Genomic DNA, 17,432 nt, shown 5'->3' with positions numbered 1-17,432 from the left:
TTTTTGTGTCGTGCGCGGTCCGGTCAGGCGTCGACCTTCTTGCCCGCAAAGCGGATGACCAGGGCCGTGGCCAGGATGCCCAGCGGCAGGGTCAGGGTGACGGGCAGGCCGAGGCCCGCCGGGAGGTAGCCGGTGACGATGGCCAGGCCTGCCACGACCACGGCGTAGGTCAGCTGGGTGCGAACGTGGTCGATGTGGTCGCAGCCCGCGCCCATGGAGGACAGGATGGTCGTGTCCGAGATGGGCGAGCAGTGGTCGCCGAAGATGGCTCCGGTCAGGACCGAGCCCACGGAAAGGACCACGAACTCCGGGGCCGGGTTCAGGGCGAAGGCCAGGGGAATGGTCAGGGGCATGAGGATGCCCATGGTCCCGTAGGAGGTCCCGGTGGCGAACGAGATGATCGAGCCGAGGATGAAGATGATCGACGGCAGCAGGTACGCGGGCAGGGCGTCGGACAGCGCGCCCACCAGGTAGGTGGCCGTGCCCAGTTCCTTCATGATCCCGGACAGGGACCAGGCCAGAAGCAGGATGACCGCGGTGATGTTCATGGACTTGATGCCCGTGACAAAGGTCTCGATGGCGTCTTTGAGGGGCATGATTTTGCGGATCACGGCCATGGCGATGGCCACCAGAGAGGCGATCAGGGCGGCCTGGAACAGGACCACCGAGGCGTCCGAGGCCCCGAAGCAGATGCGCATGGAGGTGAAGGACAGGGGCGAGGCGTTGACGGCCGCCAGTACGGCCGGGTCGTCGAGGTTCTGGTAGCCGTTGAAGTAGAAGCCGAGAAAGGCGGCGACCATGAGGGTACCGATGGGCAGGATGGCGCTCCAGACCGACGGTTTCACGTGCGAGGCGGGTTCCAGGGTGGTGGCCTCGTCCGAGGCCATGGGCACGGCGTTGTCGCCGAGCACCTTGCCGTGGGTCCGGGCGCGCATCTCGGCCGCATACATGGGCCCGAAGTCGCGCTTGAGCCACACGGCCAGGAGGATGAAGAGCAGGATGTAGATGTTGTAGAACCGGAACGGGATGGTCTGGACGAAGATGCCGTAGGCGTTGCCGGTGATGCCGATGGTCTGGTAGCCGTCGCGGATCAGGCCGACCTCGTAGGCTACCCAGGTGGAGATGAGGGCGATGCCCGCGATGGGCGCGGCCGTGGCGTCGATGATGAAGGCCAGCTTCTCGCGCGAGACGTTCAGGCGGTCGGTCACCGGGCGCATGATCGGGCCCACGGTCAGGGAGTTGGCGTAGTCGTCGAAAAAGATGAACAGGCCCATGCACCAGGCGGCCAGTTGGGAGGAGCGCGGCGTCCTGGCCCAACGGGAGATCGCCCCGGCGATGGCCTGTGCCCCGCCCATCTTGGAGATCAGCGCGATGAGCCCGCCGATGGCCAGAACCTGGAGCACGATGCCCGCGTCCCATGGGTCGGCCAGCGAGGTCAGGACTTGGGTGGACAGGTGCAGGAATCCGCCGATCAGGGCGTGGTACACGTCCCATCCCTCCAGTTCGAGCATGAAACAGCCCGAGAACACGCCGATGAACAGCGACAGGATGACGTTCTTGCTGGCAAAGGCCAGGGCGATGGCCAGCAGCGGCGGGATCAGGGTCAGCAACCCCCAGTGTTCGGCGTTGGCCGCGACCACCGCCGGATCGGCGGCCAGGGCGAGGGCGGGCATGAGAAAGGCCGCCAGGCAGGCGGCCGTCAGGATGAGAGATTTACGCATAAAGTTCCCTTTGAAATATGCTCGTTGGAGTACGGAATAATCGAAATCAACGCCGAAATACAAAATTGTATGCGGCGTTGATGGAGAGCAGGCATATATCATTCGTCAGTGTTTGTCGATGGTGAAGAGATATCGACTTCCGAATGCATTGCCAAAAAAGGGAAATTTTGCGGGTCGGTCAGGGGAATCGGCTTTCGCGCTCCACCTTGCAGACGCGGGTGGTGAAGGAGGCGTACCATTCTTTGCGGCCGCGCGCCTGGGCAGCCCTGTGCTCGGGGTGTTCGCGCCACGCTCGGATGGCCTCCGGGCTGTCCCAGTAGGACACGGTGATGCCGACCTCCTCGCGGGCGGAATCCGCGCCCAGGAAGCCGGGCATGGACCGGGCCAGTTCGAGCATGCGCCCGGCGGTCGCGGCGTAGCCGTCGTCCCGGTCCGTGCGCACGGAAGTGAAGATCACGGCCCAGCAGGTCCGGTCGTTCAGGCCAGGCTGATTCTTCTGCATTGCGACCCCTTGGGAATGAAGAGCCCCAGTTGCACGGTTTCGGCCAGCGGTTGCCCGATCTTTTCGGCCAGGAAGCGGGTCGGCCCGTGCTCGAACATCTGGCCGGGCCGCAGGAAGGTGCGACAGAACATCTCGCCCCAGTTGGTGGCGTAGATCACCGCGGCCTGCTCAATGCGACCGGTCTCGGGCGGGGCGGCCAGGTTGAGGATGAAGAAGGCCCGCTCGACCTCCTCGGCGCGCAGCCCCTCGTTGATGTCCGGCTCGAAGGTCTCGGCAAAGGGAAAGAAGTCGTGCAGGGCGGCCATGAGCTTTTGCAGGTCGATCAGGGCGATGGGCGCGATGGTCCGGTCCGCCTGCAACAGGCTCTTGGGGGCGTAGATGCGGTTGGCCAGGAGCCAGGCCAGCAGGTGCACCGGGTCCTGGTTGCGGTGCAGGAGCTGGAGATGCTCGGCGGATTGCTTGGCCTCCACCCGCTCGCCCCCGCGCACGGTCCAGGCGGGCGGTTTGCCCGGCGCCTTTTCCGCCGAGAAATGCAGAATGGGGAAGCCGTTCTCACGGGTGTCCATGAACGGCACGCGCATGATCTTGTGGTTCTTCCTCGCGAAGTTGGCCGCGATGCGCCGTCCCATGCGCGTCAGGTCCTCGGGGTTGACCAGGGCCCTGGTCCTGCCCTTGGCCCGGCCGTTCGCGGACAGCCCCTCCTGGATGCGCTGGTAGGTGTCGACCATGTACCGGCGCACGTGCGAGCCCATGCGCAGGGACTTCTCGAACGGCCAGGTGCGGTGCGTCTCGACCAGTCGGCCCGGCTCCACGTAGCCCGAGCCGAACAGGACCGAGATCAGGGACTCGTCCTCCGGCCGGGTGGGCAGGTTCATGAACAGGGGGATGTCCGACAGGTTGGCCTTGAGCCGGAAGGACTCCTTGAGCAGGGCCGCGGCGTTGTCCTCTCCGCGCCCGGAATAGTAATCGTGCAGGGTAGAATACAGGGCGGTGTACGGATCGGTGTCGAGCCGCCCCTGGCGGTTGCGGATCAGGTTGCGCTTGATGCGGTCGCACAGGGGCAGGGCGGACGCACCCGGCGCGGCGTAGGTCTCCAGCAGGCCGAGCTTGAGCACGGATTTGAAGGGCGAGTGGACGGCCTTGACCATCTGCCACAGGGACCCGCCGAAATATTCGGCCGGCGGCACCTCGGCCAGGTGGCCGAAGTCCTCCAGGCGCGGCTTGCCGCACAGGGGGTAGCGCCTGGCCGCGCGGATGCACGACTCGTACATCTTGCGGCTGGCCCCGGCCGGAGTGACCCACCAGGCGATGTTCTTGCCCGCCAGCTTCAGCGCCGTGCGGTAGAACTCCTCCTTGAGCAGCAGGACCTGGGCCGAGCCCGAACTCTCCTCGTCCCCGGACAGGAAGCGGTTGTCGCGCACGTCGTCCATGCGCATGGGGTAGAAATGGACTTCCAGGCCGTAGTCGCTGTCTGCCCACAGGGACATGGCTTCGAGTTTGCGCTTGAGGCCGTGCTCCATGGTCATGGTCACGTCGCCGTCGTAACAGACCCAGCAGTCCAGGTCCGAACTCGATGTCTGGGCCACGGTGCCCAGGCTGCCCATGGCGTAGACCGCCAGGATGCGCACCTCGGGCGAGGGATCGAACTCCGGCTCCAGCCCCAGCCGCTCTCTGGCCAGTTCCAGGTCGGTCAGGCAGGGATAATAGCCCCAGACCCGCGAGGACGGGATGTTGCCGAAATTGTAGCGGCGCTCGAACAGGTCGCTGTCCAGGAGTATGGGGAGCATGCGCAGGAAGGCCTGCTGGTCCCTGGACAGGGTGCCCATGGCTCGGTGCATGCGCTGCCGGTTGTTTTCGAGCATGCGCCGTTCCCGGCGCATGAAGGTCAGCTCCCTGGACCACGCGGCCAGTGCCTTCTGGGCCCGGAACGGATCGGTCTCCCGGCTCTTCGGCGGGGTGCCCATTTCCGTCTCCCTGGCGAACAGGGTCATTTGGCGGAGGCGGTTGGCCAGGAACTGCGGGTGCCCGGCGTCGGAATTCTTGATGATGGATCGGGTCACGAACGAGCCGTGCAGCTCCAGGGACAGCAGCACGCAGTCCCGGACGTACAGGGCGTGCAGACAAGTGTGGCGGAATTCCAAGCCCCGGAATTCGTCGCCGATGAGTTCGGCGAAGGACAGGTCGCACGCATTGAACCGGGTGGAGCGCACGGAGCAGCCATGCAGGGCGCTCCCGGCCAGGGTGCAGGCGGTGAAGTCCGTGCGGGCCAGCCTGCAGTCGCGGAAGGCGGCCTCGCTGAACACCGAGTGTCGGAACCGGCACCCCTCGAAGGTGCAGCCTGACAGGAACGCGCCCGTGAACGTGCAGTCCGTGAACACGCAGTCCTCGAACCGGGTGCCGGCGAGTTCCGTGCCGGTGAAGCGCACCTCCCGGAATTCGGTGCCGGACGCCGAGCAGTCGCGGAAGGTCCCGTCGGCCAGGTCGGTGTTGTTCAGCTTTCCTTTGAAGAACCGGGTGTGGGCGAAGGAGGACCCGGCCAGGCCGAGCCCGGTCAGTTCGCGGTTTTCCAACTGTGCGCCGTCCACCACGGAGCCGGGCAGGTCCTGGTCGCGGACGTTGCCGGGCTTGGGCAACAGGTCCTGAAGGCGCTTGGGTTTGGATTTGAACAGCCCCTTGAGAAAACCGGCCTTGGGCGGCGCGGGCGCCTCCCGATGGGGCGGCGACGGGGGGGCGGCCTCCAGCACGCGGGGGGAAATGGTGCCCCTGGGCGGACAGTCCCCGGCCACGTTGCGCACGAAGTCCGGGGCGATCGCCTCCAGCGCGCCGAGCATTTCGAACTGGGCGTTCTCCCGGCGTTCTTCGGGCAGGGAAGAGATGTACTGGACGAAGCCGATGTCGCCGAGCAGGGGGGCGCGGGACACGGCGGCCGTGCGGATGCTCGGCATACGGGAGCGGACCGAGGCCAGCAGCTTGCCCATGGCGGGATGGTCCTGGCTGATGAGCGCGTCCAGGCACGCCCCGGCGAGCCGGACGTCGGCCTTGGGCAGAATTTTGAGCAGCGTGCCGAGGATGGTCTTGTTGCCCGCCTCGCCCACGGCCGCGATGGTCCGCAGGAGCGCCGCGTCCGGTTCGAGACGGCCCAGGTCCACGGCCTTGGCCAGGACCTCGCCGTAGGCCGAGTCGCCCACGCCGCGGATGACCTGGCAGAGTTGTTCCTGGTCGGCGCCCTCCACGCCGTTGGTCAGCCGGGAGTTGATCCAGCGGCCGAAGAGTCCGCCCACGATGACCTGCCGGACCGGGAAGGCCAGGACTTCGTCCTGTTCGCCGAGCCGGGCCACGAACGGGACCAGTTCCTCGGGGTCGGTGCCCATGAGCGGCTTGAGCAACTCCTCGATCCAGGCCAGGGTCTCGCGGTCCATGTCGCCGGGGAAATCCTTGAGCATCCCGTGGACCAGGGCCAGCCGGTCACGGGCGGGCCAGGCCGCCACCTTGGGGGCCAGGCGGGGCAGGGGCGCGTTGTGGGCGTTGATGCAGCGGGCGCACAGGGTCCGGCCGAACCGGGTCGAGCGGACCAGGGCCTGGAGGCAGGTCTGGACCGTGTGGATGTCGCCTGAGTTGGCGGCCAAGCGGTACAGGGCCAGGACGGCCTCGGCCTGGGGCACGGCCTCGTCGTGGGCCGGGTGGGGCGCCTGGTCGCACCACGTCATGAACTCCGCGGTCAGCTCCCCGATGCCGGGGCCGCCGCCGGGCGCACCCTCGGACAGGGCGCCTATGGCCCCGGCCAGGGTTCGTATGTTCGGAATTTCTAGGCTCATCACCTCTGCCGCCTTGCTGAGATGGCGCGATAGTGCAGGGAATCGGAAGCGAAGTCAAAGCGGGATTCCAGCACCGGGAATCCGCATTTCCGGAATCCTCGGAAGAGAACGGTTCTGAGGGGGCGAAAACGGGTCCGGAACGCCCGGGAAGCCGCTGAAACACTTGTTTAAGGGGCAAAAAGACTTTGACTCACCAGGGACAATGGCCTATCGTCCCCGACTATTATTGATAACTGAAATCCCCAGTCCATAAACAACCTTTTAGGGAAGACACTTATGTATACACTTCGTACCCTTCCGGGAGACGATGTCCGTCAGATCATGTGGCGTTTCGCCGAGCGGTTCGATCTCCAGATGTCCGTGCAGAGCGCCCGTTCCATCGCCCGCACCACCGTCGCCAAACTGGTGGCCGAAGGGGCGCGCGACACGCACGAATGGACCGAGCAGAAGGGCGAGCTTTTGACCGCTTTCGACCAGGCCGGATTGACCGCATTATTCATGGATCCCCATCAGGGCGGCTTCATCGAGGGCCCCAAGAACCTGGCCCTGGCCCTGGTCGCCTTCGAACTGGCCTGGGTGGACGCCGGTGCGGCCACCTCCTCCCTGGCCTCCTGCCTGGCCCTGGCCCCCATCCACGAGAAGGGCACCCCCGAGCAGCGCGACAAGTACATGTCCGCCTGCGTCCCGCCCCAGCCGGGCGAGGACCGCGAAATCTGGCGCGGGGCGTTTGCCCTGACCGAGCCGCTGCCCTACGTGGGCGTGGACACCGGCGTGCTCTGCGGCAAGGCCACCGTGGCCGAGTGGAACAACGGCGAGGAGCCCATGCTTCAGGTCGACAAGCGCGGCCGGTTCATCACCAACATGGACTTCGCCAACTTCGTCACCGCCGCCGTGGAGTCCAACGACGAGCGCATCAAGGGGACCTTCATGGTCATCCTCGAAGAGGGCGACGAGGGCACCTTCGACCGCGGCGCGCCCACGCTGAAGATGGTCCACCAGCTTTCGTCCACCCGCGACCCCGTGCTCAACCTCAAGGTGCCCGCTTCCCGCATCATCGGCGGCTATGACGTGGTCGACGGCGTGATCGTGCCCAAGTACAACCACTCCGAGATCATCGGCGCGGTCTTCCACCGCACCCGCATCCCCGTGGGACTGATGACCTCGGCCAAGCTGCTTTCCGCCGTGGAGCCGGTCATCCGGTACCACCGCAACCGTTTCCGGGGCGGCGACGCCTGCAAGGAAGGCTCGCCGCGCTACGACAAGGGCTTGCAGATCAACGAGGACGCCCTGCAGCGTCTGGCGGACGTCTGGGCCGCCGGCGAAGCGGGCTGTTCCCTGGCCTTCGCGGCCGCGCGCCTGGCCGACCGCTTCGATCCCATCGAAAAAGCCAAGGAGGCCCACTTCGAGTCCGAGGGCGTGACTTCCATCCGCAAGCAGATGGCCGTCCTGCGCAAGCTGCACGACCAGGTCCGCGAATTCATCAAGCTGGAATACGCTCCGGCGGGCACGCGCGACGAGGCCCGGTACAACGAGCTTTTGAGCGACACCTTGGTCCAGTACGCCTACATGGAGGCCCTGGCGGGCGTCCTCAACCCGGGCGTGAAGCTCTGGAACACGGGCGAGGGCGCCAACAAGATGCGCGAGGCCGTGGCCCTGGTCGGCGGATACGGTATCACCGAGGACTGCCCCGGCTTCCTCATGCAGAAATGGACCGACTGCCAGCTCGAGGCCACCTACGAAGGCCCCGAGGCCGTGCAGCGCCGCCACCTGACCATGACCATGACTTCCGACATCTTCGGCTGCATCATGGAGAACTGGATCACGCAGATGCGCCGCGCGGGCCAGGACGTTCCCGGCCTGGGCGGCTACGTGCTGGCCGCGGCCATGGAGCTGTGGCAGTGGACCCTGGGCCATCTCCAGGAGGCCAAGGACCAGGACGGCCGCAAGCTCTACCACAACAAACGGCAGGGCGTGACCTTCCCCATGGCCGACGCGCTGGGTTGGATTCTCGGCCCCTACTTCCTGGCCTGCGACGTCATGGAGCTCATGGAGAAAGGCCCCATGTCCATGACCCTGGCCGAGGGGCTGGACGACCTGACCGGATTCTACAAGGACTTGTGCCACGTGCAGGCCGCCCGCGCCGCCGGTGAAGTGGCCCGCATCTGCTCCGAATTGGTTTACGGTTTCAACTGGAACCGCTGCCCGACCCCGGATGGCGGGATCGCCGAGAAGTGCGAGCCCGAGCTGAAGTCCAAGGACGAATGCGCCCAGGACGGCACGCTGGGCGACCAGTCCAAGTGCTCGCGGCCGGAGCTCGTCCGCTTCCGCGAACTCAAGGCCACGGTCGACATGTGCCTGGCCGGCTCCCGTCTGGCCAAGGACCGTGCGGGCAACGCCCTGGCCGAAGTGATGATCCCCGAAGCCCTCGACTACCCGCAGGGCTAGCAAGATAAAGGCAATGCGAGAGGGAAACCTTTTGAGAAAGGTTTCCCTCTCGCGCTCTCCCTTCCAAAACTTCTTGTTGCCGCGCCGCTGGAAAGGGAGAGGGCAGCCATGGATATTATTGGCGGCGCGGGGGGCGCGGGTCTGAATCCCGCGTCCTGAGCATGACGAACTTCGACCAAACCCACCCCCAACAGGCGACCGGGAAGGGATACGCCTGAACAACCTCCCGACACACCCCGCGAAGCGGCGTAAAGGCTTCGGAGGGAGGGGATGGGGGTCCGGGGAAGGGAGAGGAAGCCCTTTCAAAGGGTTCCTCTCCCCTTCCCCCGGCCGCCGGAGGCACCCCATGAGCGACGAGACGCCGCGTGTCGAGATGGAAACGGACATTGTATGCGTGGGCTTCGGCCCTGCCGCGGGCGGGTTTCTGACGACCCTGACGCGCGGGCTGATGAACGAGGACGGCACGCCCGTAGCCGAGTCCAAGGCCATGCCGGGCATGCCGCCCCAGGTCATCTGCTACGAGCGGGCCGACGACATCGGCTTCGGCGTGTCGGGCGTGGTCACCAAGGGCCGCGCCATCAAGGCCACGTTCCCGGACCTGGACCTGTCCCAGATTCCCATGGCCTGCGATGTCAGGGAGGAGAAGGTCCTGTTCCTCAAGGACCCGGTGGGCGCGAGCCGCAGGCCCGGCCTGTTCAAGGTGGCCGACAAGGTCCTCGGCGGGTTCATGAAGGACGACGCCTATGAGCTACCGTTCATCCCGAAATTTTTGGAAAAGCATCCGGGCATGCTGTTCTCCATCGGCCAGCTCAACCAATGGGTGGGCGCGAACCTGATGGGCACGGGCATGGCCCAGATCTGGCCGTCCAGCCCTGTGGCCGAGCCCTTGATGGAAGGCACGGCGGTCAAGGGCGTGCGTATGGCCGACCAGGGCGTGGACAAGGACGGCACCCCGAACGCCGGGTACATGCCCGGCATGGACATGAAGGCCGCCCTGACCGTGGTCGCCGACGGCCCGGTGGGCCCGGTGGGCCAGAAGCTCAACCGCAAGCTGGGCATGCCCGAAGGCAACCACCAGCGCGAGTGGGCCGTGGGCATGAAGTGCGTGGTCGACCTGCCCGAAGATTGCCCCTGGGAGCCGGGCACCGTGCTGCACACCATCGGCTATCCCGAGCCCGAGATATTCGGCTTCCTGTACGTCTATCCCGGCAACGTCGCGAGCTTGGGCATCTTCGTTCCGTCCTGGTTCGACAATCCGGTGCGCACCGCCTACCGCTACATGCAGCACTGGATGCTCCACCCGTACCTGTGGAAGGGGCTCAAGGGCGGCACCTTGCGCTCCTGGGGCGCCAAGTCCCTGAACGAGTCGGGCAAGGCCGGCGAGCCGATCCTGTGCGGCGACGGGTTTGCCCGCATCGGCGAGGGCTCGGGTTCGACCAATATCCTGACCGGCTCGGGCGTGGACGAGGCCTGGGCCACGGGCGTGCAACTCGGCGAGGCCGTGCTCGAACTGCTCAGGTCCGGCCGCGAGTTCACCAAAGAGAACCTGGAAAACACCTATGTTTCGCGCCGCCGCGCCTCCTGGGTCGAACAGGAGGCCGAGGTGGCCAAAAAGTCCCGCGACGGCTTCACCAAGTCCGTCATATCCGGCTTCCTGGGCATGGGCCTGACCGGCCTGACCAACGGCCTGCTGAACATGCCGGGCAAGGCGTTCAAGCCCCAGGACCGCATTCCTTCGGTCGAGGACTATTACCGCGACGTCATTCCGGCGGGCGAGATCGCGGCCATCCGAGCCGAGTGCGCCAAGAAGGGCGCGAGTCTGCACGATGCGCTCATGGATCGCGCGGGCTGGCCGGAAATCCCCCTGGACGGCCAGCTGCTGGTCTCCCACCAGGACGCCCTGCTCATGGGCGGCAAGGTCCAGGCCAATCCCGGCTACGGCGACCACGTGCGCTTCGCCGACACGGCCCTGTGCGCGGGTTGCCGCGAACAGGTCTGCATCGAGGCGTGTTCGGGCCAGGCCATCTACACCAATCCCGACGGCGGCGTGCCGCTGTTCGACCGCGAGAAGTGCGTCCACTGCGGGGCGTGCATGTGGAATTGCAGCAAGTCCAACCCCGAAGACCCCGAGCGGACCAACGTCAAGTTCATGGCCGGGTCCGGCGGGCTGCATTCCGTGGAAAATTAGGATAAAGAAGGGCGGGAGAAATCGGTCGAATCGCCTGCGGCGAATTGGACAGATGATTTCGCCTCCGGCGGCCAAGGGGCTATGACCCCTTGGAACCCCGTTGTCGCCTTCGGCGGAGTTGTTCATTGGGAAAGACAGCCAGACCCGCGCGGACGCACCCCGCGAAGCGGCGATAAAAAGTTTTGGAGATTTTTAAGAACCTTTTTCAAAAGGTTCTTAAGCCGTCGGAGACGCCTCCCCGGCGAGGGGAAAAGGTCGAATCGCCTGCGGCGAATTGGACCGGTGATTTCGCCTCCGGCGGCCAAAGGGCTATGACCCCTTGGAACCCCGTTGTCGCCTTCGGCGAAGTTGTTCATAAAAAAAAGAGCCGTACTCGCGCGGACGCACCCCGCGAAGCGGCGATAAAAAGTTTTGGAGATCCTTAAGAACCTTTTTCAAAAGGTTCTTAAGCCGCCGGAGGCATCCCCGCGCAGCGGTGGCGAAGGCATTGAATGGACGGCATGAGAAATGCGATTGCCGCCGCTAATCAAGGAGAACATTGAATGGGTAGTGAATTCCACATCGTGGTCTGCGGTTCCATCGTTCCGGACCCGCTCCAGACCCTCGCGCCCCAGGACGGGCCTGCCGGGCCGTCCCTGAAGAACGAAATGATGCTTCCCGCCGTGCTCGACCCGTGGGCCGGACATGCCCTGTTCGAGGCCGCGAACCTGGCGGCCAAGAATCCGGGCAGCCAGGTCTGGCTGGTCAGCCTCGGCCCCAAGGCCAAGTTGCAGCAGGTCATGATGTCCGTGTCCCAGAAGGCCCCCTTCCAGTTGGTCGTGGCCGACGGCTCGGCTTCCGGCTTCACCGATGCCTATGAGACCGCCAAGGTCCTGGCCGAGACGATCGAGGGCATAGGCGGGCTGGACAGGTCCAAGATGCTGCTCTTCGGCGGCTGGCAGTCCGCTTCGCGCGGCTCCGGCGCGGTCATCCAGATGGTCGGCGAACTGCTCGGCGTGACCGAACAGTTCCAGGGCGTGGACAAGCTCACCGTGGGTGGTGACGGCTCCCTGGAGGTGCTTGAGCGCGTGGAGGGCGGTGCGTACCAGAAGTCCGTGGTGGACGGCGCGCCCGCCGCGTTCGGCTGGGCCACGGGCGAGCTGCCCGAGCCGCCGAACAACCCGCAGGTGGGCATGCAGAACATGCAGAAGAACATGCCCGCGCTGATGCAGGCCAAGCCCGCGGATCTGTCCGGCACGAGCCTGAAATTCTCCTCGGTGGAGCTGCCCAAGCAGCGCCGCGAGACCCGCATCGTCAAGGACGTGCCGGTGGATGAGATGGCCAAAGAAATCGTCGAATGGATCAAGGGTTAGGGGGAATCGCCATGACAGTTTTGTTTCTTGCACACACCGAATGCGACAATTCCCTGCACAAGTCCGCCTTGGAAACGCTGACCGCCGCCAAGGCGTTGGCCGACGGCATGGGTTCCGACCTGGTGGTCGGGCTCATCGGCGCGGACGTTGCCGAGGCCGCCGGGACCATCGGCGGCTGCGATGCCAAATTCTACGCCGTGTCCGGTCCCGAGTTCGCGGACGGACGCTACGCTTCCGACCTGACCGCCGCCGAGGCGATCGCCAAGGCGTGCTCGCCCGAGGTGGTGGTGGCTCCGGCCACGTCCCGCTTCAGCCGGGCCCTGCCCGGCCTGGCCATCCGCCTGGACGGCCGGGTGGACACCCACTTGTCCGGCCTGGCTGCCGAGGACGGCAAGCCTGTGGCCAAGCGGTGGTTCTACCGCCAGCGCATGGAAGGCACTCTGACGCGCGACGAGCGTCCCTGGGTGCTGACCCTGGACTCCGGCTGCGCCGAGCCTTTTGACGGCGCGGGCGCGGCGGACGTGGAGGCGCTGAGCGTGGACGTGTCCTCCGTGCGGACCAAAGTGGCGGGCATGGAGTGCGCCTCCGAAGACCAGCAGACCATCCGCCCCGACGCGGACCTGCTCTTCGTGGCGGGCGCGGGCTGGACCAAGAAGCAGGCCGACGGGGCCACGCACGTGCCCGAGGCCGAGGAGACCATCCGCGTCTTCCTGGACGCCACCAAGGCCTCGCTCGGCTCGTCCAAGTCCCTGGTGGACATCTCGGGCGAGGGCGGCGCGGTCATCTCGTTTTTGACGCACATGCATCAGGTGGGGCAGACCGGCGCGACCCCGCGCCATCCCAAGGGATTGTCCACCTGCTGCCACGGCGAGGAGCCGCACGTGGTCGGTTGGCGTTTCATCAAGGAACGGAGGGCCATCAACCTGGACGCCGGTTGCGGCTGGGCCCAGGGCAAGTGCGACGTGCTCTACGTGGGCGATGCGTTCGCGATCATGAAGAAAGTCAACGAATTGCTCGGTTGATTCGGGCGGATATGAATGAACGGAGGCCGCACCTGTTCCGGGTGCGGCCTTTTTTCGGCAACCGATCGGGAGGTCCCACGTGAATCCAAGATATATCGCTCTCATCCTGACCGCAGTGGCGGTGGTCTTTTTCTTCTACCGGCAGTACGGGCAGGGCGAACCTGACGGCGTCACGGCGTTGAGCGCGACCCAGGCCCAGGCCGAACTGGCCGCCGACCCGGACATCCGCATCCTCGACATTCGGACTCCGGCCGAATACGCCGAAGGGCACATCCGGGGCGCGCGGAACATCGATTTCATGGCGTCGGATTTCGCCAAGCGGCTGGAGGGGCTCGATCGGGACGCGGCCTATCTCGTCTATTGTCGGTCCGGGAACCGCAGCGCGCGGGCCATGAAGGTCTTCGGGCGGCTCGGCTTCACTCATGTCCTGCATATGTCGCGAGGAATACGGGACTGGCAGGGGCAGGGGCTGCCGCTGGTCAAATAGCCCTTTTCGAGATCGCCGCCCTGCACACGGCGTCCAGGAGTTCCTCGGCGTTGAAGGGCTTGGTCACCACCCCGTTCATGCCCGCCAGGAGGAAGCGGCTGCGGTCGGCTTCGTCGGCAAAGGCGGTCAGGCCGATGATCGGGATGTCGGCGTCAATGCCCTCGGCCGCTCCCGAGCGGATGATCTCCGTGACCTTCATGCCGTTGATGACCGGCATCTGCACGTCCATGAGCACCAGGTCGAAACCGCCGTCCATCAGGGCATCTATGGCGCGCTGGCCGTTGTCCACCACTGTGGTTTCGTGTCCGTGCTTCCGGAGGAACTGCGAGGTGACCAGGGCGTTGACCTCCTCGTCCTCGACCAGGAGGATGTTCAGGGCCAGGCCGGCCTTCTCCTCTTCCGTACAGCCGCCGTCTCGTTCCGGCCGGTGCAGCAGGGGCAGGGTCAGGGTGAAGACGGAGCCCTCGCCCGGTCTGCTTCGGAGTTCGATGCTCCCGTCCATGATCTCGGCCAGCTTGCGGGAGATGGTCAGCCCCAGCCCCGCGCCGCTGTAGCGTTTGGTCATGTATTCCTCGCCGAGCATGAAGCTCTCGAACACCGACTCCAGCTTGTTTTCGGGGATGCCCACGCCGGTGTCGGAGACCGAGACGCACAGCTCGATCCTGTCCGGAACGTGGGCAAGGGGCGTGCAGGACGCCGTGACCGAGACCGAACCGCTCTGCGTGAATTTCACGGCGTTGTGCACCAGGTTGATGAGGATCTGGCGGAGTTTCTCCGCATCGCCGTGAACCTTGACGGGGAGGCCGCGGGGCAGTCGGCAGTGCAGGCGCAGCCCCTTGACTTCGGCCTGGGGGAGCAGGGGGGCGACGGCCGAATGGATGATGTCGGGCAGGTCGAAGTCCACGCGGTTCAGCCCGGTGCCGCCGGATTCGATGCTGGAAAGATCGAGCAGAGAGGAGAGGACGCCGGACAGTTGGATACTCGAGTCCAGGCTCAGCGTCAGGTATTCCGTTTGTTCTTCGGTGAGCCCCTCGGTGCCCAGCAGCAGTTGGGTCATGCCCATGATGCCGTTCAGGGGGGTGCGTAGTTCGTGGCTCATGTTGGCCAGGAACTGGCTCTTGGCCCGGTCGGCCTGCCGAGCCTCGTGCATGGCTCGAATGAGGTCCGTCTCCATGCGTTTGCGCTGGATGATGTGCCAGACCCCGTCCATGATCAGGGAGAGCTGGACCGCATCGGACTCGGTGTAGTCCTCGTCCTTGTTGGCCACTCCGACCAGCATCCGGATGCGGTTCTTCTCCATGACCGGCACGCTCATGTGCCGGACGAGCGGCACGTGCCCCTCGGGAGTGCCCCGCTTGCCGGGGCAATTGGCGTAGTCGTTGGTGATGATCGTCCTGCGCTGCCGGACGGCGTCCGCCCAGAGTCCCGCTCCCTCGATCCTGAATATCCGGGATTTGTCGTGCACCGTGCATTCACCCAGGTCGGGGACCGCCCAGGGGCGCAGGGACAACACGGACTCGGTCTCGTCCAGGAACCCGATGTACCCCATGCGGCTGTCGGTCATGTACACGGTCTGGACCAGGGCGTAGTCGAGGATCTCCTCCTCGGTGCGGTCGATCATCCGCGAGAGGGTGTACAGGGTCTTGAACCGTTGCTCGTCCAGGTCGGATTTCATCTCCCGCCGCCGCCGCACGGTGATGTCCCGCAGGATGATCACGAAGAAGGTGTCGTCGCCGAGCGCGAGGGCATGGGAACGGATCTCCACGGGCGTGGCCCGGCCCGGCCCGCACAGGGTGTGCTCGATGCGCCTGGAGCCGGTCTCGAACACGGGCGCGTCCTCGGCGAGGGCCGCGAAATTGGTGATGACCTCGCCGGGCGTCCTGGTCAGGAGCTCTTCGCGGGGCAGGCAGAGCAGGGCGCAGGCGGCCTTGTTGGCTTCGACGATGCGCGCTTTGTCGGGGGCCCCCCCCTCCGTCCGGCAGGCCAGCGCGGCTTCCGGTTCCTGCAATGCGAGGATGTTGCGGAGGAGGTCGGGGTGCGTCATGGCCTGGTTGTCCCCTCCAGGGTGCGGGCGATGAATTTGAGCAGCGGGGCCTTGCGGATCGGTTTGGCCATGAAGTCCGAGCAGCCGGCCTTCAGGGAGCGTCTCCTGTCCTCGGCAAAGGCGTTGGCGGACACGGCCACGATGGGCACGGGACGCATCCCGCGCTCCTTTTCGAAGTTGCGGATTTCACGTGTGGCGTCGAGTCCGTCCATGACCGGCATGAAGATGTCCATGAGTACCAGTCCGTAGGAGCCGGTCTTGAAGCGGGTCACGGCCTCGCGGCCGTTCCCGGCGAAATCCAGGGTATAGCCGGAATCGGTGAAGTACAGGGAGAGGAGCATCTGGTTGCTCTCCGAGTCCTCGGCGATAAGGATGTGCACGGGCTTGATCTGTCCGTGGTCCCTTGTGGGCTGCATATTTGTCACTCTCGTCTCTCTTTTCTCCGGTTACCGTCTTGTGTGGGCGGGCCTGGTCAAAATGTCAACTGCGTCCACCCGTTTTTCAGCATTTCGGTAAAGGGCTCACCAACATAGAGCACGTTCGCACCCAAGGTCTCGAGCGGCTCGACCACCCCGTAGTTTTCGGCGCAGGCCCGGCAGGCCCAGACCTCCACGCCGTCGGCCATCATCTCCCGGAGCCGGTCCCGGACGCGTTCGTCGCGGGCCGCGAGCGAAGCCGAAGGGCCCCAGATGATCAGCCGGACCTGTTTCCACCAGCTCCTGTTCAGGGCGTTCTGCGCGTACATGAAGACCAGGTTGTCGGCCACTTCGGGGTCGGGGGAACTCCAGACGACGCACAGGGCGTCGGGTTTGGGGGCTGGTGTGTCGTTTGTCATGGGGCTTGTGAACGGTGCTATACGTATTGGTTAATAGTTTGATTATCCAATACATAACCCAGTGTGGGCTTTGTAGCAAGCATTCAGGTGATGAATATTGGATATGTTGATGTCTGTATCGGGGAAATCGATTGGACCGTGTCCGGGGCGGGCGGCTATTGTGGCCCAAAACGGAGGTGCCCATGCAAACGGCCCTTTTGCTCATCGATCTGCAAAACGATTATTTTCCCGGCGGGCGCATGGAGCTCGTCGGTTCCCCTCAGGCCTCGGCCCGCGCGGCGCGGGCGCTTGAACTGTTCCGCGAGCGCGGACTGCCCGTGTTCCACGTGCGCCACGAAGCGCTCAACGAGGGCGCGACCTTTTTCCTGCCCGGCACGCCGGGCGCGGACATCCACGCTTCGGTTTTGCCCGGGGACGGCGAGCTGGTGGTGACCAAGCACTACCCCAACAGCTTCCGGGAGACGGACCTGCTCGAACTGCTGCGCGCGGCGGGCGTGACCCGACTGGCCGTGGCCGGGATGATGACCCACATGTGTCTGGACGCCGGGGTGCGCGCGGCCGTGGACCTCGGCTTCGAATGCGCGGTTCTGTCCGATGCGTCGGCCACCCGCGACCTGGAGTTCAGCGGCCGAACCATCCCGGCGGCGCAGGTGCACGGTGCGTTCCTCGCCGCCCTGCAAGCGGCCTATGCCCCGGTCATGACCGTGGATGAATTGCCGTCCCGGTTCGGGCTCTAGCAGCAGGCGGAGTCGGTCTTGCGCCCGGTCAGCCGGTGCAGCCAGGCCGAGATGAGGTAGGAGGCGCAGCCCACGCCGGGCGTGACCGTGACCGCCCGGACCGGGCAGTTGGTCGCGCAGGCCCCGCATTCCATGCAGGCGTCCGGGTCGAGGATCGCGGCCTTTTTCCCGCGCATTTCGAGAATGCGGTGGGGGCAGACCTCCACACATGAGCCGCAGCCTATGCAGGTGTCCGTATTCAGGGCCAGGGTGGCCACGCCTTCCAGGTAGCGGAAATTTTTCAT

The 17,432-nt window shown here is 65.5% G+C and carries 13 protein-coding genes; 6 read left to right on the top strand and 7 right to left on the bottom strand.

Annotated features, from left to right (window positions below; genetic code table 11):
* Positions 1–23 precede the first annotated feature (23 nt).
* From V8V93_RS15460 to V8V93_RS15450, 3 genes are all read right to left on the bottom strand, one after another.
* The gene (locus V8V93_RS15460; RefSeq protein ID WP_338667499.1) at positions 24–1,721 is read right to left on the bottom strand and encodes a Na+/H+ antiporter NhaC family protein; all 1,698 of its coding nucleotides are present in this window, start codon (positions 1,719–1,721) and stop codon (positions 24–26) included.
* A 178-nt stretch (positions 1,722–1,899) separates the two neighbouring features.
* Positions 1,900–2,223: an antibiotic biosynthesis monooxygenase family protein gene (locus tag V8V93_RS15455; protein WP_338667498.1), complete on the bottom strand. Its 324-nt coding sequence runs from the start codon at positions 2,221–2,223 to the stop codon at positions 1,900–1,902.
* On the bottom strand, positions 2,199–6,038 hold the full coding sequence (locus tag V8V93_RS15450) for a class I adenylate cyclase (RefSeq protein ID WP_338667497.1): 3,840 nt from the start codon (positions 6,036–6,038) through the stop codon (positions 2,199–2,201). The genes V8V93_RS15455 and V8V93_RS15450 overlap by 25 nt, the downstream gene beginning before the upstream one ends.
* Before the next feature lie 276 nt (positions 6,039–6,314).
* On the opposite strand from V8V93_RS15450, the gene V8V93_RS15445 reads away from it, so the two are divergent.
* From V8V93_RS15445 to V8V93_RS15425, 5 genes are all read left to right on the top strand, one after another.
* The gene (locus V8V93_RS15445) at positions 6,315–8,483 is read left to right on the top strand and encodes an acyl-CoA dehydrogenase family protein (protein ID WP_338667496.1); all 2,169 of its coding nucleotides are present in this window, start codon (positions 6,315–6,317) and stop codon (positions 8,481–8,483) included.
* A 346-nt stretch (positions 8,484–8,829) separates the two neighbouring features.
* Complete coding sequence (locus V8V93_RS15440; RefSeq protein WP_338667495.1) at positions 8,830–10,671, top strand: 4Fe-4S ferredoxin; 1,842 nt, start codon at positions 8,830–8,832, stop codon at positions 10,669–10,671.
* A gap of 542 nt (positions 10,672–11,213) precedes the next feature.
* On the top strand, positions 11,214–12,023 hold the full coding sequence (locus tag V8V93_RS15435) for an electron transfer flavoprotein subunit beta/FixA family protein (RefSeq protein WP_338667494.1): 810 nt from the start codon (positions 11,214–11,216) through the stop codon (positions 12,021–12,023).
* An 11-nt stretch (positions 12,024–12,034) separates the two neighbouring features.
* The gene (locus tag V8V93_RS15430) at positions 12,035–13,045 is read left to right on the top strand and encodes an electron transfer flavoprotein subunit alpha/FixB family protein (protein WP_338667493.1); all 1,011 of its coding nucleotides are present in this window, start codon (positions 12,035–12,037) and stop codon (positions 13,043–13,045) included.
* Positions 13,046–13,124: 79 nt separating this feature from the next.
* Entirely contained in the window at positions 13,125–13,532 is a 408-nt protein-coding gene (locus V8V93_RS15425) for a rhodanese-like domain-containing protein (protein WP_338667492.1), read from the top strand.
* Here V8V93_RS15425 and V8V93_RS15420 read toward each other — a convergent pair.
* From V8V93_RS15420 to V8V93_RS15410, 3 genes are read right to left on the bottom strand one after another with little or no spacing between them, the layout of a single operon-like run.
* Positions 13,525–15,576: an ATP-binding protein gene (locus V8V93_RS15420; protein ID WP_338667491.1), complete on the bottom strand. Its 2,052-nt coding sequence runs from the start codon at positions 15,574–15,576 to the stop codon at positions 13,525–13,527. The two genes, V8V93_RS15425 and V8V93_RS15420, sit on opposite strands and share 8 nt — an antisense overlap.
* Positions 15,573–15,992 (bottom strand): response regulator, encoded by a 420-nt coding sequence (locus V8V93_RS15415; protein ID WP_338667490.1) that lies wholly within the window; start codon positions 15,990–15,992, stop codon positions 15,573–15,575. Before V8V93_RS15415 ends, V8V93_RS15420 begins: the two co-directional genes overlap by 4 nt.
* Positions 15,993–16,048: 56 nt before the next feature.
* Positions 16,049–16,411: a DsrE family protein gene (locus tag V8V93_RS15410; protein ID WP_338667489.1), complete on the bottom strand. Its 363-nt coding sequence runs from the start codon at positions 16,409–16,411 to the stop codon at positions 16,049–16,051.
* 182 nt (positions 16,412–16,593) lie between these two features.
* Here V8V93_RS15410 and V8V93_RS15405 point away from each other — a divergent pair, with 182 nt between their 5' ends.
* Entirely contained in the window at positions 16,594–17,148 is a 555-nt protein-coding gene (locus V8V93_RS15405; protein ID WP_338667488.1) for a cysteine hydrolase family protein, read from the top strand.
* On the opposite strand, the gene hgcB is transcribed toward V8V93_RS15405, so the two are convergent.
* Positions 17,145–17,432 carry a mercury methylation ferredoxin HgcB gene (gene hgcB / locus V8V93_RS15400; protein WP_338667487.1) on the bottom strand — a complete coding sequence of 96 codons (288 nt, stop codon included), beginning with the start codon at positions 17,430–17,432 and terminating at the stop codon, positions 17,145–17,147. The genes V8V93_RS15405 and hgcB overlap by 4 nt on opposite strands.

Origin of the sequence: Pseudodesulfovibrio sp. 5S69, assembly GCF_037094465.1 — a bacterium.
GTDB lineage: Bacteria > Desulfobacterota > Desulfovibrionia > Desulfovibrionales > Desulfovibrionaceae > Pseudodesulfovibrio > Pseudodesulfovibrio methanolicus.
Note: the sequence above shows the minus strand (reverse complement) of the source record. Positions and strands in the feature narration are given on the sequence as shown.